At 75.2% G+C, this 20,780-nt stretch carries 15 protein-coding genes and 3 tRNA genes; 9 read left to right on the top strand and 9 right to left on the bottom strand.

Annotation, left to right across the window (positions count from 1 at the left end):
• Window positions 1–12: 12 nt before the first annotated feature.
• Window positions 13–1,038: an NADP-dependent oxidoreductase gene (locus ACWD3O_RS31620; protein WP_451418242.1), complete on the top strand. Its 1,026-nt coding sequence runs from the start codon at window positions 13–15 to the stop codon at window positions 1,036–1,038.
• 89 nt (window positions 1,039–1,127) lie between these two features.
• Here the strand turns inward: ACWD3O_RS31620 and ACWD3O_RS31615 are convergent, their stop codons facing one another.
• From ACWD3O_RS31615 to ACWD3O_RS31605, 3 genes are all read right to left on the bottom strand, one after another.
• Window positions 1,128–1,901, bottom strand: coding sequence for an SCO2400 family protein (locus tag ACWD3O_RS31615; protein WP_451418241.1), 774 nt, complete (start codon window positions 1,899–1,901; stop codon window positions 1,128–1,130).
• Between the two features lie 197 nt (window positions 1,902–2,098).
• Window positions 2,099–5,044 (bottom strand): LamG-like jellyroll fold domain-containing protein, encoded by a 2,946-nt coding sequence (locus tag ACWD3O_RS31610; RefSeq protein WP_451418240.1) that lies wholly within the window; start codon window positions 5,042–5,044, stop codon window positions 2,099–2,101.
• Between the two features lie 222 nt (window positions 5,045–5,266).
• Window positions 5,267–5,644 (bottom strand): cold shock domain-containing protein, encoded by a 378-nt coding sequence (locus tag ACWD3O_RS31605; RefSeq protein WP_451418239.1) that lies wholly within the window; start codon window positions 5,642–5,644, stop codon window positions 5,267–5,269.
• Between the two features lie 269 nt (window positions 5,645–5,913).
• Between ACWD3O_RS31605 and ACWD3O_RS31600 the strand changes: the two genes are divergently transcribed.
• From ACWD3O_RS31600 to ACWD3O_RS31585, 4 genes are read left to right on the top strand one after another with little or no spacing between them, the layout of a single operon-like run.
• Complete coding sequence (locus tag ACWD3O_RS31600) at window positions 5,914–8,868, top strand: beta-galactosidase (RefSeq protein WP_451418238.1); 2,955 nt, start codon at window positions 5,914–5,916, stop codon at window positions 8,866–8,868.
• A 4-nt stretch (window positions 8,869–8,872) separates the two neighbouring features.
• On the top strand, window positions 8,873–9,484 hold the full coding sequence (locus tag ACWD3O_RS31595) for a hypothetical protein (RefSeq protein WP_451418237.1): 612 nt from the start codon (window positions 8,873–8,875) through the stop codon (window positions 9,482–9,484).
• Between the two features lie 43 nt (window positions 9,485–9,527).
• Window positions 9,528–11,090 (top strand): acyl-CoA synthetase, encoded by a 1,563-nt coding sequence (locus ACWD3O_RS31590; RefSeq protein ID WP_451418236.1) that lies wholly within the window; start codon window positions 9,528–9,530, stop codon window positions 11,088–11,090.
• 51 nt (window positions 11,091–11,141) lie between these two features.
• Complete coding sequence (locus tag ACWD3O_RS31585) at window positions 11,142–11,279, top strand: hypothetical protein (protein WP_451409904.1); 138 nt, start codon at window positions 11,142–11,144, stop codon at window positions 11,277–11,279.
• Window positions 11,280–11,388: 109 nt separating this feature from the next.
• Here the strand turns inward: ACWD3O_RS31585 and ACWD3O_RS31580 are convergent, their stop codons facing one another.
• Window positions 11,389–15,045: a S8 family serine peptidase gene (locus tag ACWD3O_RS31580; protein ID WP_451418235.1), complete on the bottom strand. Its 3,657-nt coding sequence runs from the start codon at window positions 15,043–15,045 to the stop codon at window positions 11,389–11,391.
• Window positions 15,046–15,348: 303 nt separating this feature from the next.
• Between ACWD3O_RS31580 and ACWD3O_RS31575 the strand changes: the two genes are divergently transcribed.
• Complete coding sequence (locus ACWD3O_RS31575) at window positions 15,349–16,386, top strand: rod shape-determining protein (protein WP_451409902.1); 1,038 nt, start codon at window positions 15,349–15,351, stop codon at window positions 16,384–16,386.
• A gap of 129 nt (window positions 16,387–16,515) precedes the next feature.
• On the opposite strand, the gene ACWD3O_RS31570 is transcribed toward ACWD3O_RS31575, so the two are convergent.
• Together ACWD3O_RS31570 and ACWD3O_RS31565 are read right to left on the bottom strand one after the other, a co-directional pair.
• Window positions 16,516–17,451 carry an anti-sigma factor RsbA family regulatory protein gene (locus ACWD3O_RS31570; RefSeq protein ID WP_451418234.1) on the bottom strand — a complete coding sequence of 312 codons (936 nt, stop codon included), beginning with the start codon at window positions 17,449–17,451 and terminating at the stop codon, window positions 16,516–16,518.
• On the bottom strand, window positions 17,448–17,810 hold the full coding sequence (locus tag ACWD3O_RS31565; protein WP_451409900.1) for an STAS domain-containing protein: 363 nt from the start codon (window positions 17,808–17,810) through the stop codon (window positions 17,448–17,450). Before ACWD3O_RS31565 ends, ACWD3O_RS31570 begins: the two co-directional genes overlap by 4 nt.
• A 187-nt stretch (window positions 17,811–17,997) precedes the next feature.
• On the opposite strand from ACWD3O_RS31565, the gene ACWD3O_RS31560 reads away from it, so the two are divergent.
• The gene (locus ACWD3O_RS31560) at window positions 17,998–18,141 is read left to right on the top strand and encodes a hypothetical protein (protein ID WP_451409899.1); all 144 of its coding nucleotides are present in this window, start codon (window positions 17,998–18,000) and stop codon (window positions 18,139–18,141) included.
• Window positions 18,142–18,252: 111 nt separating this feature from the next.
• On the opposite strand, the gene ACWD3O_RS31555 is transcribed toward ACWD3O_RS31560, so the two are convergent.
• The 3 genes from ACWD3O_RS31555 to ACWD3O_RS31545 form a co-directional block, all read right to left on the bottom strand.
• Window positions 18,253–18,329: transfer RNA gene (locus ACWD3O_RS31555), tRNA-Ile, on the bottom strand.
• Window positions 18,330–18,510: 181 nt separating this feature from the next.
• Window positions 18,511–18,583, bottom strand: a tRNA-Asn gene (locus ACWD3O_RS31550).
• 6 nt (window positions 18,584–18,589) lie between these two features.
• A tRNA-Asn gene (locus ACWD3O_RS31545) sits at window positions 18,590–18,662 on the bottom strand.
• Between the two features lie 148 nt (window positions 18,663–18,810).
• On the opposite strand from ACWD3O_RS31545, the gene ACWD3O_RS31540 reads away from it, so the two are divergent.
• Together ACWD3O_RS31540 and ACWD3O_RS31535 are read left to right on the top strand one after the other, a co-directional pair.
• Window positions 18,811–19,113 carry a YtxH domain-containing protein gene (locus ACWD3O_RS31540; protein ID WP_451409898.1) on the top strand — a complete coding sequence of 101 codons (303 nt, stop codon included), beginning with the start codon at window positions 18,811–18,813 and terminating at the stop codon, window positions 19,111–19,113.
• A gap of 197 nt (window positions 19,114–19,310) precedes the next feature.
• Window positions 19,311–20,765, top strand: coding sequence for an FGGY family carbohydrate kinase (locus tag ACWD3O_RS31535; RefSeq protein WP_451409897.1), 1,455 nt, complete (start codon window positions 19,311–19,313; stop codon window positions 20,763–20,765).
• The last annotated feature ends 15 nt before the right edge of the window (window positions 20,766–20,780 follow it).

The following is a 20,780-nucleotide window of genomic DNA, read 5'->3' as shown; positions in this document are numbered from 1 at the left end:
ACCATGGGACTCATGTCCCACTCAACTGATCTCCCCGCACAGAGCCGCGCCTGGCACCTGAAGAGCCGCCCGGTCGGCGAACCGAAGCCGGACGACTTCGCCCTCGTCGAGAGCGAACTGCCGGAACTGAAGGACGGCCGGATCCTCGTCCGCAACGTCTACTTCTCGGTCGACCCGTACATGCGGGGCAGGATGTCGGACGCCAAGTCCTACGTCGCCCCGTTCGAGCTGGACAAGCCGATGCAGGGCCACGCCGTGGGCGAGGTCGTCGCCTCGAACTCCGACGACTTCGCGGTCGGCGACCACGTGGTGCACATGCTCGGCTGGCGCGACTACGCCGCGCTGGACGCCCGCCACGCCGTCAAGGTGGACCCGGACGCGGTGCCGCTCTCCGCCTACCTGGGCGTGCTGGGCATGCCCGGCCTGACCGCCTACGCGGGCCTGTTCCGCGTGGCGTCCTTCAAGGAGGGCGACAGCGTCTTCGTCTCCGGCGCGGCCGGCGCGGTCGGCTCCCAGGTGGGGCAGATGGCGAAGCTGAAGGGCGCCTCCCGGGTGATCGGCTCGGCCGGCTCCGCGGAGAAGGTCCGGCTGCTCACCGAGGAGTACGGCTTCGACGCGGCGTTCAACTACAAGGACGGCCCGGTGAGCAAGCAGCTCCGCGAGGCCGCGCCGGACGGCGTCGACGTCTACTTCGACAACGTGGGCGCCGACCACCTGGAGGCGGCGCTCGGCTCCCTCAACGTCGGCGGCCGGATCGCGGTCTGCGGCATGATCGCCGTCTACAACGCCACCGAGCCGGTGCCGGGGCCGCGGAACCTGGCCCGGCTGATCCAGACCCGCGGCCGCATCGAGGGCTTCCTGGTCGGCGACCACGAGGACCTGCGCCCGGCCTTCACGGAGGAGGCGGGCGCCTGGATCCGCTCCGGCGACCTCAAGTACCGCGAGACGGTCACCGAGGGCCTCGACAACGGCGTCGACGCCTTCCTCGGCATGCTGCTGCGCGGCGACAACGTCGGCAAGGCGGTCGTCAAGGTCTGACCCGGCCGGCGCCGGTCACCCGCCGGCGCCGGTCCTCCCGTCAGCACCGCTCCCCCGCCCGTGCCCGTGCCCGTGCCCGTCCCGTCCCGTCAGGCGCACCACCACAGCACCCGCTCGCACGTCGGCGACGGCGTGGGGGTGGGGCGGGGCGAGGCGGAGGTGGCGGTGGGCGTGGGCCGCGGCGGGGCCGAGGTGCGCGCCGGCTCCGCCGGGCCCGAGGCCCGCGCCGGGGGCTCCTGTGAGGCCGAGGAGGGCGACGCGCTCTCCTCGGCCGAGGCGTCCCCGGACGCCTCCCCGGACGCCTCCGTGGAGGGGGACGCGGACCCGGACGCCGCCGCGGACGCGGTGGGCGACGCCGGGTCCGCGCCGGGCGCGGGGCTCTCGGCCTCCAGCGCGGCCACGGACGCGGATTCCGCCACCGTCGACGGCCGCGGGTCCGCGGTCGCGGCGGCCGACGCGGCGGTGTCCTGCCCCCCGACGGCGGCGATCCCGAGCCCCAGCGCGCCCAGCAGGCAGGCGGCTATCACGATCATGCGCCCCGGTCCGCGGCCACGGCGTCGCGCGGCCGCCCGGGTGGCGGGCGCTGCCTCCCGCGGTGTGCGGAGTCCGGCGCGGCGGCCTCCGGGGCTCCTGACATCCCCTCCGCGCCTGGTGTCCCCGGCGCCGGTCGCCTCCACGCCGGACTCCTCGACCGCGACCTCGACGTCCTCCGCCGCACCGGCGTCGGGCTCGGCCGGCTCGGCGGATTCGGCGCGTACGTCGTCGGCCTCGGCGTACTTGTGGAGTTCCCAGGCCGGCGTTCCACAACCCGGGCAATTGAACTGCAAGTTGAGGTGGCGCCGGCACCGCGCGCAGTAGTCCATGAGGCTGGAAGAGTAGGTGCCCGACCGGTGCCTTTCCGGGGGGCCCGCGTGAAGGTCGTGTGCGTCCTTCACGCGCGCCCGGCGAAGCCCCCACCTTGCGCGACGGCACGACTCCGCTGTGCGCACGGCGGGTCCGGGAGCCAGGACGACGGAGGCCCCCGCCGCGTGGCGCGGCGGGGGCCCCGGCGGTCCGGCCGTCAGGAGCCGAACACTTCCTCCACCTGGTGGGCGCCGTTGACCGCGCCCGCCCAGACGGCGAGGTCGGTGATCCTGCCCGGGAAGGAGCCGGTGGAGGCGGTGTCCGCCACGGGTCCGCCCACGGTGAGGACGCCGGAGGAGGGCCGGGCCTCGTAGCCGCTGCCGCTCTGCCGGACGCCGTTCACGTAGAGCTCGACCGTCGCGTCCACCGCGTCGTGGATGCCGACCAGCGTGACGTCCGTGCCGACCGTCGTGACGGTGTCGCCGTGGGCCGCGGCGCCGGGGCGGCCGAAGCTCCAGTGCCCCACCGGAACCTGCCGGAACATGATGTCGCCGGTCTCGGGGTCGAAGATCAGGTCGCCGTTCTCGTCCAGCACCGGTTCCTCGACGCTGCCCGTGCGCTCGAACCAGAGCGCCCAGCCTCCGTCGCCGGCGACCCTGGCCCGGTGTCCGACCGGCATCGCGGCGATCGCCTCGGCCGACAGGTCGACCCGGGCGCCGAGGGTGAAGGACCCGGTGCCGTCGACGACGGGCCCGCTCGCCCGCGCCTCGCCCTCGGCGCCGAGGAGCAGGCCCTCGCCGTCCGGGGCCGCGCCGCCGGCCAGGGCGAGGTCGTTGCCGTAGCCGGAGGCGTCGGCCAGGGACGCGGCTCCCGCCTCGGCGTCCGCCGGGGCGAAGCGGGCGACCTGCTCGACGTGCGCGCCGGCGCTGTCCCGGGCCGCCAGGCGGGCCTCCTCGCCGACGCCCGACGCCGGCTTGGGCTCCTGCCAGACCGCCACCTCGTCGATGTCGCCCGCGAAGTACTCGCCGTGGCTGCCGTCCACCAGGCTCCGGCCGATCTGCAGCGGGCCCCCGGCCGACCAGCCGGCCTCCAGCTGCCGGGAGTCCCGGGCGACGCCGTTGACGTACAGCGTGACGGTGCCGGAACCCGCGTCCCGGTCGACGACGGCGGCGAGGTGGGTCCACGCGCCGACGGCGGCCGGGCGGCCGGAGTCCAGGCGCAGCGTCTGCGCACCGGAGGCGTCGGCGTCCGTCATGGTCAGGCACCAGGTCCCGGTGCCGGCGCACAGGCCGAGCCGGAACGGACTCTGCTCGGTACCGTCCTGGGCCAGGACCGTGCCGGTCCCGCTCTCCGGGCGGGCCCAGGCGGCGACGGTGTACGAGCCGGCGGTGTCGAGGACCGCCGAGCCGGTCGCGGCGTAGGCGCTCCCGCCGTCCAGCCGCAGGGCGCGGTCCTCCCCGGTGGCGCCGTTCTCGGTGACCGTGCCCCGCCGGCCGTGGTCGTCCCGCGTGGCGCCGCCGTGCAGCGCGGCGTCGTCACGATCGTCGGGCGCGGTCGCGGAGACGTCGGCGGCGTCGCCGGACTCCTCGTGGAACGTCCAGCGGCCGACCGGGCCGGCGGCAGCGCCGACGAGGAACCGTACGGTGGTCTCGGACCCGGTGCGGCCGGCGGCATCCCTGGCGCGGACGCTCAGCAGCGCCGTCCCGGAGCTGTCCGGGACGATGGACACCGTGGCGGTGTTCCCGGAGACCGTGCTCCAGGACGGGTCGGTGGCCAGCCTGTACGTGTACCCGGTGTTCACGTCGCCCTCGGCGGGGCGGAAGGTGACCCGGCCGGGCAGGCCGGGGCGGCCGGCGAAGACGCAGGAGTCGGGCAGGCAGGCGCTGTACACCGAGTCGAACACCACCTCGGGCTTGCGGGGTGCGAGGGCGTCGACGGTGAAGTGGCACCATCCGGTGGGTTCGCCGACGAGGCTGCTCCCGTCGCCTTGGCGGTAGGAGACGGTGGCGGCGCGGAAGCGGTGCAGCGGTCCCTCGGCGAGCTTCGTCCGCCACGTGTGGGTCACCGGGACGCCGTCGCTCTGGTAGCCGGTGGAGGGAACCAGGACGTCCTCCCCGGTGGGGGCGGCCGGAGTCCAGGAGCCGTCCTCGCCGCGGACCTCGAGATCGAAGCGGATGCGCAGGTCCGCCCCGATCGCGCCGCCCTCCTCGGCCCGCGGCGTGGCGGTCAGGTGCGGCGTCGTGCCGCCGACGGGCGTCGGCTCAGCGGGGGATTCCGCGCACACGGCTCCCCGCATGCTCCACAGGCCGGTCGCGGTGGGCGGAGCGGGCCTGCTGACGTAGGTCACGGACAGCAGGGCGGTGTCGTCGAAGCGCTGCCGGGCGGTGGGGTCGGTCTCGTCCTTGGCCTTCAGCATGAGGGTGAGCGACCCCTCGCCGTCGTCGGCGGCGGACCGCACCGCGGCGGTGAGGTTCTCGTCGGGTTCGTCGGCGGCGTCGTGGAACTCCATCAGGAAACGGCTACCGCACTCCTGGTCCGCCTTCGCGGGGACCTTGCGGTCGGTCAGCAGGTCCGAGGAGTCGCCCGGCGTCGGCCCGCCGGGGCCGGGCCACACGGCGTCGGCGGCCACCTCGCCGGTGTGGTGCAGTTCCACCCAGCGGGGCTCGCACGACAGCGGACCGGTTCCGGTGATCCGGAAGGCGGCGTCCAGGATCTCCTTGCCCGCGAGGGCACCGCCGGGGAACCGGAACCAGACGCGGCTCGCGAACGGCTCGCCGGTGGTGCAGGGGACCGGCGTGCCGGCCGGCGTGCCCGCCGGCGTGCCGGAGCCGCACAGGCCGACGCCGAGGCCGTCCGGCGCGGGCTGTCCCTCGCGGATCGCCCCGCCGTCGGACGACAGCACGGTGCGTCCGGCGGCGTCGACCCCGGTGCGTGCCCCGGGGACGGTCAGTTCCGCGGTGAAGGTCCGTCCGTCGGGATTGGCGTACACCCGCTCGCCCGGGGCCCGCCGGCCCGTGACCTCGACCCGCTCGCCGGCCGCGACGGCCCGGCGCTGGGCCCGCACGTCCTCGGTGACCGCCGCGCTCCCGTCACCCCTCGGCTCCTGCGCCGCGGCGGGCGCCGCCGGCACCGGCAGGACCGCCAGCAGCGCGCCCCCGACCATCGCGGCGACGGCTCTGCCCCTCCGGGCACGCCGGCGCGCCCGTGCTCCCCTGATGTCCACCTGATCCCCACCCCTGTTCCCGCCGACGACGGTCGCGCCGGCCGGTGCGCGCAGAGCCTAGTCCGCACTCCTGACAGGCTCATGCCTATTTCGACGCGCCCATGCCGGGCGGGAGGGGTCCGTCCCGTCGCGCCCGTACCGGGCGGGAGGGGTCCGTCCCGGTCAGGACGTGGTCCACCCCTGGGCGCGGGTGAGGTCGAGGACGCAGGAGCGGACCTGTTTCAGCTGGGCGGCGGTGAGGGTGGGGACTGCGTCGAGCAGGGCCTCGGTGAGTTCCGCGCGGAAGCCGGCGTCCGCGCCGGGGCGGGCCGCCGGGGCCGCGGGCCGGGCCGCCGGCCTGAGGAGGCGGATCTCCGCCCCCTTCGGCCCCTTGTCGCCCATCTCCAGCAGGAACTCGACCTCGCTGCCCTCCGCGTACAGGTACTTGTCGTCGAGGAGGTCGTTGGCGTGCATGAAGACGTCCTCGCCGCCCTCGTCGGGGGCGATGAACCCGTACCCGCGCACCTCGTCGAACCTCAGCACCCTGCCGGTCGTCAGCACCCCGGTCCCACCCGCCCTTCCTCGGCCGTCGCGGCCGTCGGAGCACGGCCGGCGGTGGTCGAAGTTACCGGTGTGACGCCCGGTGCACAGCGGCTTTCGCCCGGGTCGTGCTTCTCACACGGCCGGGCCGCCCCCGCGAATCCGGCATATCCGGGGCAACCGGGCGGGCGGACGGAGGCGCGCGGAGCCCGCCGCGGCGTATCGGGTGCGGCGCCTGTGGAGAATGGGGCGCGCGCGTCGATGTGGCGCGGGAGTCGGCGGAGGTTCTGTTGGTGTTCACCAGGCGTACGTTCGGTGCTCTGGCCGGGACCGCGGTGCTCGGACTGGCGCTCGAGGGCGGCAGCACGGCGGCGCCGCCGACCGCCTCCGCCTCGCGGAACGTGCCGACCGGCCGCCCGCCCGCCCCGCCGCGCGCCGACCGGCGGCCCCACTCGGTGCGCCACGACCGGTACTCGCTGATCGTCGACGGGCAGCGCCTGGTGCTGTGGTCCGGGGAGTTCCACCCGTTCCGGCTGCCCAGCCCCTCGCTGTGGCGGGACGCGCTGCAGAAGATCCGCGCCTCGGGCCACAACGCGGTGACCGTGCCGGTGGTGTGGAGCCACCACTCCCCCGCGCCCGGCCGCCACGACTTCACCGGCGTGCGCGACCTGGACCTCCTGCTGCGCACGGCCGCGGAGGAGCACCTGTACGTGGTGCTGCGCCCCGGCCCGTTCCTCGGCGCGGACCTGGACGCGGGCGGGCTGCCCGGCTGGCTGGCCGGGGTGGAGGGCGAGCCCCGCGCCGACGACCCGGCCTACCTGCGGCACGTGGACGCCTGGCTGACCGCGGTCGACCGGATCGCGAGCCGCCACCAGTACACCAAGGGCCGCGGCACGGTGCTGCTCTACCAGTTCACGGACGTCAGCGGCGCCTCGTCCGCCGCCTACCGGGAACACCTGTACGCCAAGGTGCGCGGGGACGGGATCGACGTGCCGGTCTTCCACAAGGAGCTGGACCCCACCTCCGAGTCCGCCGCCCCGGACCCGTCCGTCACGCCGCGGGACCGCGGGCTGTACTTCGGGGCGGCCGCCGCCGAGCGGTCGCGCCCGCGCACCGCCGGGGTGCTCGCCGAGTTCCCCGCCGGCGAGGCGGTGCCCTGGGGCGGCGGGCGTCACGGACGGCAGGGCTACGAGGCGGTGCGGCGGGAGTTCGACGCCGCCTACGTGCGGCGCGCCTGCCTGACCGACGTCGCCAACGGGCTGACCGTCCACACCACCCGGACGGCCTTCGGCGGCACCAACTGGGGCTGGCAGGGCGGCCCGTCCACCATCACCTCCTACGACCTCGCCGCCGCCCACGACGAGGCCCGCGCCCCCACGCCGAAGCTGGCCGCCGTGCAGCAGATCGGCAACATGCTCCGCACCGTTCCCGACCTGGCCAAGCTGCACCGCGCCGCGGACGTGCGCGCGGACGACGACCGGGTGCGGGTCTACCACCTCACCAATCCCGACACCGGCTCGCACACCTATGTGCTGCGCAACGACGCGGACGTGGAGGTGACCACCTCGCTGCGGGTGGCCGGCTCGGACCTGCCGGTCGAGCTGACGGTGCCCGCGCGCGACGCCCGGCTGATGATGTCGCGGCTGCGCCTCGGCGAGCGGTTGATGCGGCACTCGACGGCCCAGCCGATGATCTTCCTGCCGGTCGGTTCGATGGACGTCGCGGTCTTCACCGGCCCGCGGGAGGAACTGGTCGAGGTGGTCCTGGAGTGCCCGGGGAACCCGGTGACCACCCGGCTGGACCCGGAGCCGGCCTGGGCGCTCGACCGCAACCTGCTGCGGGTGACCGCGCCCCTGGGCCGGGGCGGCCTGAGCCGGGTGATGGTGGAGGGCGGTGGCAGCCGACGCCCGCTGCTGCTGATCTTCGCCGACGAGAACGACGCGGCTCGGCTGTGGCCGGTGGAGACCCGCAAGGGCGACTTCCTGGTCTACGGCCCGTCGCTGGTGCGCACCGTGACGCCGCACGAGGACAGCGTGGACCTGACCGGCGACGTGCGGTCCCTGACCGGCCTGGAGGTGTGGGCGCCCGGCGGGATCGGCTCGGTGACCTGGAACGGCGTCCGGGTGCGGACCACCGTCTCCCGGGCCAACGCCCTGGTGGCGACCAGGCGGCTGGACCCGCCGCCGGCGGTGGAACTGCCGGCGCTGACCGGCTGGCACCGCCGCGCCGAGAACCCGGAGGCCGACCCGCGCTACCCGGACGGCGGCTGGCGCGCCGCCGACCGGAAGACCTCCCCGAGCACCACCCCGGTGCCCGAGGGAGGGCCGGTGCTCTTCGCCGACGACTACGGCTACCACTACGGCGACCTCTGGTACCGCGGCCGCTTCGGCGACGCCCGCGGGGCGACGGCCGTGCGGCTCTCCTACCGCGCGGGGCCGCAGGGCCTGGTGATGGCCTGGCTGGACGGCGAACCGCTGGGCGTCCACCGGCGCCCCGACGGCACCGGCGGCACGGGCGGGACGGGCGGGACGGGCGGCACCGGCGGGGACGGCACCACCGGCGGGACCGGCGAGGTCACCGCGGAGTTCCCGGTCCCCGCCGAGCTGCGCACCCCGGGCGCCCACGTGCTGGCGGTGCTGGTGCGGCCCATGGCCCGCGACGTGGGCAGCGGCTCGGCCGGCGCCCACAAGGCGGCGCGCGGTCTGACCTCGGTGGCCTTCGAGGGCGCGCGCCCCGGCGTCGAGTGGCGGCTGCGGGGCGCCACCGGGCCGGACCCGGTGCGCGGGCCGCTGAACAACGGCGGCCTGTACGGCGAGCGGAAGGGCTGGCACCTGCCCGGGCCGGTGGACGGCGAGGGCTGGGAGCCCGCCGCGCTGCCGGTGCCGGAGGAGGACCGGGAGGCGCGGCAGGGCGTCACCTGGTACCGCACCGCCTTCTCCCTGGACGTGCCCGCCTCGGTGGACGCCTCGATCGGACTGGCCCTGGAGGACGACCCGTCCCGGGCCTACCGGACGCAGATCTTCCTCAACGGCTGGAACCTGGGCCTGTATGTCAACGACACAGGCCCGCAGCACACCTTCGTGCTGCCGAACGGGGTGCTGCGCACACAGGGCGAGAACACGCTGGCCCTGGCCGTCCTGTCCGACGGGACCACACCGGCCGGTCCGGGCAGGGTGGAGTTGAAGCTGCTGGGCTCGGCCGCGGGCGGTACGCCGGTCCAGGACGTGGACTCCCCGGGCAGGTGACCGCATGTCCTCCGCGCCCCGCTCCGGCCCGCCGGGCACACCGTTCACCCGGCGGGACTTCCAGCTGGTGCTGCTGCGCCGCATGGCCGACCACAACGCGGAGCTGGTGGAGGAGGCCCGCCGGCGGCTGGGCGCGTCGGCGGCGGACATGCGGGAGGCCAACCGGCGGTGGCAGGCGATGGTCCGCTCGCCGCGCGGCCGGTCGGCGGCGGCCCGGTACCGGTCCGTGCTGGGCGAGCCGGAGCTGACCCGCCGGCGGGTGATCGGCGACCTGGAGTGCGAGGCGCTGCTGTGGCCGGTGCCGCTCTGGCCGGACCTGCGGTTCGAGGTCCTGGTGGGCCCCACGGGGGCGGTCTGGAACGAGTGGCTGGTCCGCGCGCCGGGCGACCCGGGGCCCCGCCCGCGCACCCTGGAGGACCTGACGCCGTGGTCCTGCACGGTCGACGAGGCGGCCCGGGCGTTCCCCGGCGCCCGGCCGCTGGAGGGCAGCGCCCCGACCCGCTGGGGACTCGCGCTGACCGTCCCGGACGCGGACGGGGAGCGCTGGGACTGCGTCGCCGAGTTCACCTGGGGCCTGCTCCAGCGGCTGGCGGTGACCGGGGCCGCGGCCGGGTAGGTATCAGCCGCCCGACACCCACGCCCCGTGCGAAGGAGCACCGATGTCCCGTCCCCCGCTGCCGTTGTTCCCCCGTCTCCACGATCCGGCCGCCGCCGGCCGTCCGGCGCTGACCTTCGGGACCGAGCGGACCGAGCGGACAGAGCGCGGGACCGATCGCGGGTCCGAGCGCACCGGTCGCGGGACCGCTCGTCTGTCCTACGGGGAGCTGGCGGGCGCGGCCGGGGCGGTGGCCGCCGGGCTCCGCGGCCTCCCGGACGCCGGTGCGGGCCGCCGGGTCGCGGTGTGGGCGACGCCCGAGCCGGAGACCGCCGTGGCGGTGGTGGGGGCGCTGGCGGCGGGCGCGTGCGTGGTGCCGCTCAATCCCCGCTCCGGCGAGAAGGAGCTGGCCCACATACTGGCCGACAGCGCCCCGGACGCGGTGCTGGCGGCCCCCCACGTCCGGCTCCCGGAGCAGTTGGCCGGGCCCGTCCGCCTGGACGTCGACCCCGGGGCGCGCGCCGCCCTGCCGGAGGACACCGCCGGGCCGTCCGCTCCCGCCCTGGTCGTCTACACCTCGGGCACGACCGGCCCGCCCAAGGGCGCGGTGATCCCCCGCAGCGCGGTCGCGGCCACCCTGGACGCCCTGGCCGACGCCTGGGCGTGGACCGGTGACGACGTCCTGGTGCACGCGCTCCCGCTCTTCCACGTGCACGGCCTGGTGCTCGGGGTGCTGGGTCCGCTGCGGCGCGGCGGCGCCCTGCGCCACCTGGGCTCCTTCGACACCGCGCGGGTGGCGCGGGAGCTGAACGAGGGCGCCACCATGCTCTTCGGCGTGCCGACGATGTACCACCGGATCGCCGCCGCCCTGCCGTCGGAGCCGGAGCTGGTGAAGGGCCTGGCCTCCGCCCGTCTGCTGGTGTCCGGTTCGGCCGCGCTGCCGGTCCACGACCACGAGCTGATCCGGTCCGCCACCGGGCGCGCGGTGATCGAGCGGTACGGGATGACCGAGACGCTGATGAACACCAGCGTCCGCGCGGACGGCGAGCCCCGCGCGGGAACCGTCGGCGTCCCGCTGCCGGGCGTCGGGCTGCGGCTGGTCGACGAGGACGGCGCCCCGCTGACCGTCCGCGACGGCGAGAGCGTGGGCGAGATCCAGGTACGCGGGCCGAACCTGTTCACCGGCTACCTGAACCGCCCGGACGCCACGGCCGCCGCCTTCACCCCGGACGGCTGGTTCCGCACCGGCGACATGGCGGTCCTCGAACCGGACGGCTACGTGCGGATCGTGGGGCGCCGGGCCACCGACCTGATCAAGAGCGGCGGCTACAAGATCGGCGCGGGCGAGATCGAGAACGCCCTGCTCGAGCACCCGGGGGTGGGCGAGGCCGCGGTCACCGGTGCGCCGGACCCGGACCTGGGTGAGCGGATCGTCGCCTGGATCGTGCCCGCCGACCCGCAGGCGCCGCCGGGCCTGGAGGAGCTGGCCGGCCATGTCGCCCGCCGCCTCGCGCCGCACAAGCGGCCCCGTGAGGTGCGCCTGCTGGAGGCGCTGCCGCGCAACGACATGGGCAAGGTGATGAAGCGTGTACTGGACACCTGTTCTGCCACTCCCTTGATCAGGTGATCACTCCTCAAACACCCGCACGTCAACCCTCCGGGACGGAATGCTCACTGTGTGCCGACGGCGACGGGCTGCAGACCGGTGGTCGGCACATGTCCCAGCAAGAGATTTCTGTCCCGAGGAGTAGTTCCCATGAACGTCATCACCGACGCGCTCGCCTGCATCGCCCACTTCCTGGGCTGGCTGGTCTGACCCGACCGCCCTGGCGGTGAGCCGCCGGTAGCGCAACGCCGGGCGGCGCCGTCTCCCCGTCCCAGGGAGGCGGCGCCGCCGTCGTCGTTCTACGGGGGATCCGTCGAGGTCACCTCACGCCGATGGCGCGGAGGATCTCCTGCCGGACCGACCCGTCCTTGTCGTCGCGGACCTCGGCCCGCAGCGAGACGTGGTCCGTGCCGCGCGGCGCGGAGACGCTGCCGCGCCAGGCGTCGCCGTCGCGGCGCAGCTCCACCTTCCGCCAGGTGGCGCCGTCGTCGTACGACACCTCCAGGTTGCCGGACCGCAGCTTTCCGGTCCCGGTCGCGCCGCTGACGTACTCGCCGCTGATGGCGATCGGCACCCGCTGTCCCGCCCGGATGTCGCCGGACAGGTCGGTGGTGACGTGGAAGCCCAGGTTGAGCAGCGGCAGCGTGACCCGTCCGTCGGTCGCTCCGGAGCGGAAGGTCCACTCGCCGTGGCCCTTGGCGGACAGGTCCCACTTCTCCGGGTCGAGGGTGGTGTCGGTGACCAGCTTGTAGGTCTGTTCCCCGGCGGGGGCCTCCCACAGGTTGAGGCCGCTGCCCTGGGTGCTCTCCAGCAGGGTGCCGTCCTCGGCGTACAGCTCGGTCACCTGCGTCATGCCGGTGCCGTCGTTCCAGACGTCGCCGAAGCCGGTGTGGTCGGGGCCGGAGTCGCCCCAGCCGGGGACGTTGAAGGCCATCGCGTCGCCCTCGCGGGTCTGGCCCCAGCCCAGGCCCTCGCCCATCCAGGGGTGCCAGACGGGGCGGAACCAGTTCCGCTCGTGGCGGTCGCCGGCCCGGTAGGTGACCAGTCCGGAACGCTGCTCCAGCGCGTCGTCGTTCATCATGCTCACCTCGTGCCAGGTGAGGCCCTTCTCGACGGTGACGTGGTCGGTGCGGCGGTGCGGGTAGGAGACCCGCTCGCGGAAGCCGACACCGACGGGGAAGGCGTCGGTGATCGAGTAGCGGAACTCGCTGCCGGCCTCGCTCGGCCGGGTCGCGTGGAAGGCCACGTCCACCCGGCCCAGCTCGTCGCGGTCGGGGGCGTACACCAGGCTGCGGTCCGGGATCGCGCCCGGGTGGCCGTCGGTCAGGTCGTAGACGAACGGGGTGTTCGGCGTGCCCTCGGCCCGGACGGTGCCGCTCCGGCGGAGCCGTTCGGCGTCGGCGGCGTTCAGCGAGGCGACGGGCAGCGGGGCCTCGGCGCCGGTGACGAGGTCGCCGGCCCAGCGGCTGAGCCTGCCCGGCCGGTCGTCGGTGACGAAGAGGATCTTCGCACCGGCGTCGTGCGCGGCACGGGCCAGGGCGGGCAGGTCGGTGTCCTCGCCGAGGGTGGCCAGGACGGCCTTGCCCTTGACGGCCGCGGTGACCGGGCCGGTGCCCACGTCGGCGAGCCGCAGGCGCAGGTCGCCGTCGACGAGGGGCGCTCCGGCCTGGGGCAGCGTCTCGCCCAGGCCGCGCACCTGCAGCAGGGGCTTGCCGAGGCGCCAGCGGGTGCGGTACTCGAACGTCCCCTCGGTGACCTTCCGGGTGGGAGCGGCGTAGACGGTGTCGTAGACGAGCGGGATCTGGAGCGCCGCGACGGCCGAGAAGCCGTTGGCCTCACGGGCGTACTCCATGATCAGCTGCCGGGTCTCGGTGCGGTCGCCGACCTTCGCGTCGATCTCGCGGAGTTCGGTGCCGTCGAGGGTGATCTCCCGGTCGCGGTCGAGGACGATCTCGGGCTCGACCAGCAGGCCGAGGCCCAGCGAGTCGCGGCCGTGCGCGCCGGTGACGTCGAGGAAGGTGTCGACGCTGTAGGCGCCCGGGGGCAGCCGCAGTTCGACGGTCCCGTCGTCGCCCGTGAAGGCGGGCTCGGGCCAGGCTCCGGCGGCGAGCTTCTGCACCGACAGGCCGGCGTCCGCCGGCTTGCCCTCGCGGTCCTTGACGTGCACCGTCAGGGTGTAGCGTTCCTCCTCCTTGACCAGGCCGAACGCGGTGCGGGCGACGGGCTCGCCGGCCACCGAGGCGACGACGTGCCCGCTGGTGTTGCCCACCGGCGCGTCGGTGCCGTCACCGGTCACGGTGGTGGAGGCGCTGCCGTGGGCGGGCACGGTCAGCGTGGTGTCGGCGAGGGTGGCGACGCCCTCCCCGCCCTCCAGGGACAGCTCCAGCTCGACCGGGCGGTCGCCGGAGTTGGTGTAGGTGACGGTCCTGGTCCGCGGGGTGTTCTCCTCGTAGGGCCAGCTGTGGAAGCCGAGGTCCACGCTGCCGGTCGCGGTCACCGACGCCGACAGCGCCTCGGGGACGCTGACCCGGCCGGTGCCGAGGGTGTAGGCGGAGGTGTCCAGCCGCTTCGAGGTGGACATCAGCGCGTTCTTGAGCTGTTCGCCCGTCCAGTCCGGGTGCTGCTGGGCCAGCAGCGCGGCCACGCCGGATATGTGCGGGGTGGCCATGGAGGTGCCGCTCATGGCGACGTAGTCGCCGGAGCCCTCGGAGAGGGTGGAGCGGGCGGCGAGGATGCCGACGCCGGGCGCGGCCAGGTCGGGCTTGAGGGCGTTGTCGCCGAACCGCGGGCCCGCGCTGGTGAAGTACGCGGGCGCGTCCTCGGCGTCGACGGCGGCGACGGTCAGCGCGGCGTCGGCGGCGCCGGGCGAGCCGATGGACGAGGGGGTGCCGGTGTTGCCGGCCGCGATCACGAAGAGCGCGCCGGTCTCCCTGGAGAGGGTGTTGACGGCCTGCGCCATCGGGTCGGTGCCGTCGCTGGGCTCCGGGGAGCCCAGGCTCATGGAGACGATCTTCGCGTCGACGTCCCGGGCGGCCCACTCCATGCCGGCGATGATCTGCGACTCGGTGCCGGAGCCGGAGTCGTCGAGGACCTTGCCGACGGCCAGGGTGGCGTCGGGGGCGACGCCCTTCTCCTTGCCGCCGGAGGCGGCGCCGCTGCCGCCGACGGTGGAGGCGACGTGGGTGCCGTGGCCGTCGCGGTCGGCGACCTCCTCGCCCTCGATGAAGCTGCGGGACTGCGCGACGCGTCCCTCCAGGTCGGGGTGGGAGGCGTCGACGCCGGTGTCGAGCACGGCGACCGTGACGCCCTCGCCGGTCAGCCCGGCCTCCCAGGCGGCGCCGGTCCCGATCTGGGCGTTGCTCTCGGCCATGGTGGCCTCGACCCGCCCGTCCAGCCAGACGCCCCGCACGCCCGCCTGGCGGGTGACGGCCTGCCAGAACTCGCGGCCCTTCTCGGCGGTGACGGCCGCGCCGCGGACGCTGGGCAGCGACCGTTCGCGGTCGGCGGCCTCGGGGGTGGTGGTCCGGGCCCCCTTGCCGTAGGTGACGATCAGCGGGAGCTCGTCGGTCCTGGCATCGGTCAGGCCCTGCTCGATCAGCCCGGTGACGTCGAAGAGCCGGCGGTCCAGGGCGCCGTCCCGCAGGAGGGGCTCGGCCTCCTCGGGGACGACCACGACGTTCCCGTCGACGACGTCGGTGCGCACGGCGCCGGTGACGCCCGCGGGGGCCTGCACGTCGACGGTTCTCCGGCCGCCGCCCAGCTCGGTGACGGTGACCTGGTGGCCCGTCACGAGGGTGACGGTGTGGGAGGCGTCGGCCTTGCGCGCGGGCGCCTGCGGGGAGGGCGCGGCCGGGGCGGCTCCGGCGGGGGCGACGGGCGACAGCAGCGCGCAGGCGAGGCAGGCGGAGACCAGGCCGACGGCGCGGCGGGGGGAACGGGGGCGTGCGGCAGGGGGGAGTTCGGAATGGGGGCTCATCTACCCTCTCTTCGTCCAGCGGCCGCCGGGAGGTGACGGGCGCTCGCCGACGATTCTTCGCAGGCCAGGTCACCGTCGGGTCACGACGGGTGGGCGGGAATGCGCCGTGACGTGAACCCGCCTCCCCGGGGGCCCGTCCGGGGTGCCGCGCCGCCCCTTCCGGCCGCCGGCCGGGACACGGCCACCCGTCCGGGCCGCACCCGGCCGGGCTGCTCCGGCGGGCGCGCCGTCCCGGCTGATCGCAGGATGCGGGAAGAGGGGCGCCGGCCGGGCGTCGTCCACCGCATTCGGGAGGATCCACTCGTGACCGCCAATCTGGAGCAGTTGCGCCGCTGCCACTTCGCCGTGGACCTCGGCGCCGCGCGGACCCGCGTCTACGTCAAGGGCGCCGGGCTGGTCGTCGACCAGCCCTCGGTCGCCGCCGTCAACACCCGGACGGGCGCGCTGATCGCCGTCGGCGAGTTCGCCGAGAAGATGACCGGCCGCACGCCCTCCTACATCAAGACGGTCCGCCCGGTCTCCGGCGGCACGGTGGTCGACATCGAGATGGCGCAGCGGATGCTGCGGCACCTGATCGGCGAGAAGACCCGGCGCCTCCTGCGGCGCAAGCCGCGGCTGCGGGCGGCGGCCTGCACCCCGCACGACGCCGACCCGCTGGCCCGGCGTGCCACGGTGGAGACGTTGGTGGGTCTGGGGGCCCGCCGGGTCGAGCTGGTGGACACGCTGATCGCGGCCGCCGTGGGCTGCGGCCTGCCGGTGGAGCGGGCCGAGGCCACCATGATCATGGTGTGCGGGGCGGCGGCCACCCAGGTGGCGGTGCTGTCGCTGGGGTCGATCGTGACGGCGGAGCGGATCCCGGTCGGCGGCGAGGCCGTGGACAACGCGATCGTCCAGCACCTGCGGCACGAGCACGAGCTGATGCTGCCGAGCCAGTCGGTGCGCCCGCTGCAGCTGGCCCTGTCCGGCAACGGGCTCACCCCGCACGGCCCGGCCACCACGGAGATCCACGGCCGTGACGTGGCGACGGGCCTGGCCCGGTCGGTCCGGGTGGACACCGCCGCCGTGCGCAACGCGATCCAGACGCCGCTGACCGCGGTCCTGGACGGCATCGGCAAGGTGCTCCGCGACTGCCCGCCCGACCTGGTGGCGGACCTCGCCGACCGCGGCATCATGATGGTCGGCGGCACGGCGCTGCTGCCGGGGTTCGACCAGATGCTGCGTCAGGCCACCGGGATGCCCGTCCACATCGCCGAGCGCCCCGACGTCTGCGCGGTGCAGGGCCTCGGCGCCATGCTGGACGGCAAGATCGAGCCGCTGGTGCTCAACCCGCTGGCCGGCTGACCGCCGCGCCCGGGCCTCCCGCCCGCGCCCGCGGCTCCGGGCCCCGGCTCCGGCTCCCGGGGATCAGAGCCCCGGTTCCGGGGGGATCAGAATTCCGGCCCCGGGGGGGCAAGCCGCGGCCCCGGAGGATCAGAGCGCCAGGTAGGCGCGGACGGTGGTGCCGTAGCCGCCGGTGTGCACGCGCACCAGGTCAGCGAGCAGGTTGACGGTGAGCAGGCCGCGCCCGCCGATCTGGTCGCGGCCGGCCGGGCGGCGTCCGGCCAGCGGGTCGGTCAGCTGCCCGGCGTCGCGGACCTCGCACACCAGGTGGCCGTCCGCGGTCCACAGCCGCACGGTGCCCCGGCCGCCGCCGTGGACGACGCTGTTGGTGGTGAGCTCGGCCACGATCAGCGCGAAGTCGTCCAGCCGCTCGCCGGCGAGTCCGGCCTGCGCGGCCTCGGCGACGCTGCGGTGCCGGGCCGTCGGCAGCGACTCGGCGTCGTAGTCGAAGCTCAGGCGGATCCCGGAGGGCGCCTCGGGCAGGGGCTGGTTGTAGCGGGCGACGAGGCCGTCCGGGTCGTAGGCCGGGCTGTCGCTCTGCCGTCCGCCGCCGTCGATCACCACGGGGTGCGTGACGTAGGCGTCGGCGAGCGACCGCTCGTCGAGCCGGGTGGTGTCGTACGGGCAGAGGATGCTGACCTCGCGGCCCGTGAAGGCGTGGTTGATCAGCGCCTCGTGCTGGGCGCAGGCCGGGTACTCGATCTCCGAGCGGCCCGCCCAGATCGGCTCGCCGATCAGCCGGACCCGTCCCGCGCCGGGGTGGGAGTCGGCGAAGGCGCGCAGCACACCGGGGATGATCCGCCCGGGGTTGCGTCCCGCCTTCTGCATGTCGAGGAAGCGCACCCGCGAGCCGTCATCGCCCAGCTCGGCGCGGATCAGCTCCAGGTTGTACGAGGGAACGGCGACGGCCACCGGCTCGCCCCGCTCCAGCCCCTCACGCACGAACGACACGGTGCCGGCCAGGTACTCGGCGGCGTCCGCGTAGAACAGGGCTGGGTGCACGAACGGTTCGGTCACGGTACTCACGGCGTCGGCACCTCGATCCCCGGCAGGCCGGGCCAGTACATCTCCAGGACTCGCTTGAGGGTCCTCGGCGGGTCGTGCAGGACGAGCCGGCGGTCGGCGTCCAGTCGTTCCACGGTACGGGCGAGCGCCTCGGCCCCCGCCACGTCGACGAAGCCGACCTCGGCCAGGTCCAGCACATAGGCGCTGCCGCCGGCCGCGGCGGCGTCGGCCAGCACCTCCGTCCAGACGGGGCGGGTGGTCAGGCCGACCTCACCGGCGAGTCGGACACCTCTCCCCGCGGGGAGACGGTGGACCGTCAGGCACGGCGCCGCGTTCGCGGGGGCCGCGGCCCCTGCCGCGGTCCTCTCCGGGCTGTGCACAACGCCTCCTGTCGGGTTGCCGGCGCCGTCCAGTATGCCTGGCGCCGACCCGGGCCGGGCACCGCGTGCCCCGTCGGAGGGCGAGACGTCCGCCACGCGTCAGGCGCCCGGCCACCGGGTACCCGCCGCCCGAGAGCCGCGGGCGGTGGCCCTGTCACCTCCTGCCCCGTTCCCGTAAGGAGAACCCATGAGCGACGAGCCGATCCCGACGGCTTCCCAGGCGGAGGGCGAGCGCGACCCCGAGCCGGGTGAGGAGGAACACGTCAATCCGCCGCACACCAACCCCTCCCAGGCGGAGGGCGAGGCGGACGACGAGAGCGACCGGGACTGAGCGGCCCGTACACAGGACCGAGCGGCCCGCACAACGACAACGGCTCCCTTCGCCGCGGGCGCGGCGGCAGGGAGCCGTGGTGCGCCCGGGGGCGCCGAGGTAAGGGGTCCGTGGTGGGGCGGGTGGGACTCGAACCCACGGCCGGCGGATTATGAGTCCGCTGCTCTAACCGGCTGAGCTACCGCCCCTTCACGGCGCGTCGCGCACATATGTGCGCGCCGTCTGCCGCAGCATAGCCGCTCATACGATCTCCTGCCTCAGCTAGGTCGACAGCATGACCATGACCAACTGCTGACCCGCTGCGGAGTGCGGGAGTCGGACGTGGCAGGGCATGAAAAAGGACCCCGGCGGGGCCCTCGTTCAAGCGTGCTCCCCCGACTGGACTCGAACCAGTAACCTGCCGGTTAACAGCCGGCTGCTCTGCCAATTGAGCTACGGAGGACCGAAGCTCCCCCGACTGGACTCGAACCAGTAACCTGCCGGTTAACAGCCGGCTGCTCTGCCAATTGAGCTACGGAGGAATGCCTCGCTGCATCGAACGCCTCCACCCGGGTATTCGCCAGGGGGCGCGCGCTCGCTGCGAGACATACATTAGCGCAAGCAGGGGGGTGCTCCGCCAATCGGTATCCCCTGTGACCGTTGCCGAAGCCGAAGGAAGGGTGGCCGACCATGCGCTACCGGCTCACATTCATGACCGGAGTGGCCCTGGGCTACGTGCTCGGCGCGAAAGCCGGGCGGGAACGATATGAACAGATCATGACCAAGGCCCGCCAGATCACCGAGAACCCCGCGGTGCGCAACACCGCGGAGACCGCGGCCCAGCAGGGCCGCCAGGTGGCCGGCAAGGCCTACCACACCGTGAGCGACAAGATGCCCGACTCGGTCTCCCAGCGGGTGAAGTCCGTCCGCGGCAGCCGGTCCGGCTCCAACGGACAGCACGGCACGGACGACTGGGGAACCGGCACCGTCTGAGCCACCGTCCGAGCCGCCTCGGGGCCGCGGCCCCGGTCCGCGGCCCCGATCCGGGCACGAGGCCCGCACCGGTCCCGGTGCGGGCCCGTTCGGCGTCGGACCCCGCCCGCCGGTGACGGCCCCGCATGTCCGGGCCCCGCACGGTCTTCGGCCGTCGTCCGGGCCGGAAGCGTTGCGGGTGGTGCACAATCACCCCCATGGGGATAGTCGCCGGCTTGGACAGTTCGTCCGATTCGACTCGCATCGTGGTCTGTGACGCGGAGACCGGTGCCGTGCTGCGGCAGGGTTACGCTCCGCATCCGATCGAGCCGGCCGAGGGCGGGGGGCGTCCGGCGGACGTCGACCCGCAGGCGTGGCTGCGCTCCTTGGGCGAGGCCGCCGGGGGCGGCCTGCTGGAGGGGGTGCAGGCCATCGGCGTCTCCGCGCAGCGCAACGCCCTGGTGCCGCTGGACGGCCACGGCAACCTCGTCCGGCCTGCGCTGACCGGGGGCGACCGGCGCGCGCAGACCTCGGCCGCCGACCTGGTGGACCTGCTGGGCGGCCGGGAGGCGTGGGCGCGGGCCGTGGGCCTCGTCCCGCAGGCCGCGCAGCCGGTGACCAAGCTGCGGTGGCTGCGCCGCGGCGAGCCGGAGAACGCCGACCGCACGGCCTTCCTGATGCAGGCGCACGACTGGCTGGTCTGGCAGCTGCTCGGCCGCCCCGCGCGGCGCACCACCGACCGCGGCGGCGCCTCCGGCACCGGCTACTGGTCGGCCGCCACCGGCACCTGGCGCCCCGACCTGGTCGAGCTGGCGCTGGGGCACCCGGCGGCCCTGCCGGAGGTGGTCGCCCCCTGGGAGGCGGCGGGCACCACGCCGGAGGGACTGCTGATCTCCTCCGGCACCGGGGAGACCATGGCGGCGGCCTTCGGCCTCGGGGTCGGCGTGGGCGACGCGGTGGTGTCGCTGGGCGTCTCCGGTTCGGTGATGGCCGTGCACCCGGAGGCCGTCGGTGACGCCGGCGGCTCGGTGACGTCGCTGGCCGACGCGACCGGCATGCACCTGCCCGTGGTGTCCACGTCCAACGCGGTGCGGGTGCTGCGGGCCACCGCGGGGATGCTCGACGTGGACGGCCCCCGGGAGCTGTCGGAGCTGGCGCTGAAGTCGACGCCGGGCGCGCACGGACTGGTGCTGCTGCCCTACCTGGAGGGCGAGCGCACGCCGAACCTGCCGCACGCGGCGGGCACCCTCACCGGGCTGCGGTCCGAGTCGATGCGGCCCGAGCACCTGGCGCGGGCCGCGTTCGAGGGGATGCTGTGCTCCCTGGCGGACGCGCTGGACGTGCTGCGGGAGCGGGGGGTGGCGGTGCGGCGGGTCTTCCTGCTGGGCGAGGCGGCGGAGCTGCCGGCGGTGCGCGCGATCGCCCCGGCGCTGTTCGGGACGCAGGTCGTGGTGCCGCAGCCGGCCGACTACGCGGCGGTCGGGGCGGCACGCCAGGCGGCCTGGGCGCTCGGCGTCGCGCACGGGACGCTGGAGCCGCACCGGCCGCCGGCCTGGCAGGGCGCCGCCGCGCAGGTCCTGGAGCCGGGGGACGACCTGCCGGTGGGCCAGGCGGTCCGGCAGCAGTACGTCACGGTGCGCGAGCAGACCCACCCGGGGGCGTTCCCGGGGTGACCGCGGGGACCCCCT

The sequence above is a fragment of the Streptomyces sp. NPDC002640 genome (assembly GCF_053592575.1).
Note: the sequence above shows the minus strand (reverse complement) of the source record. Positions and strands in the feature narration are given on the sequence as shown.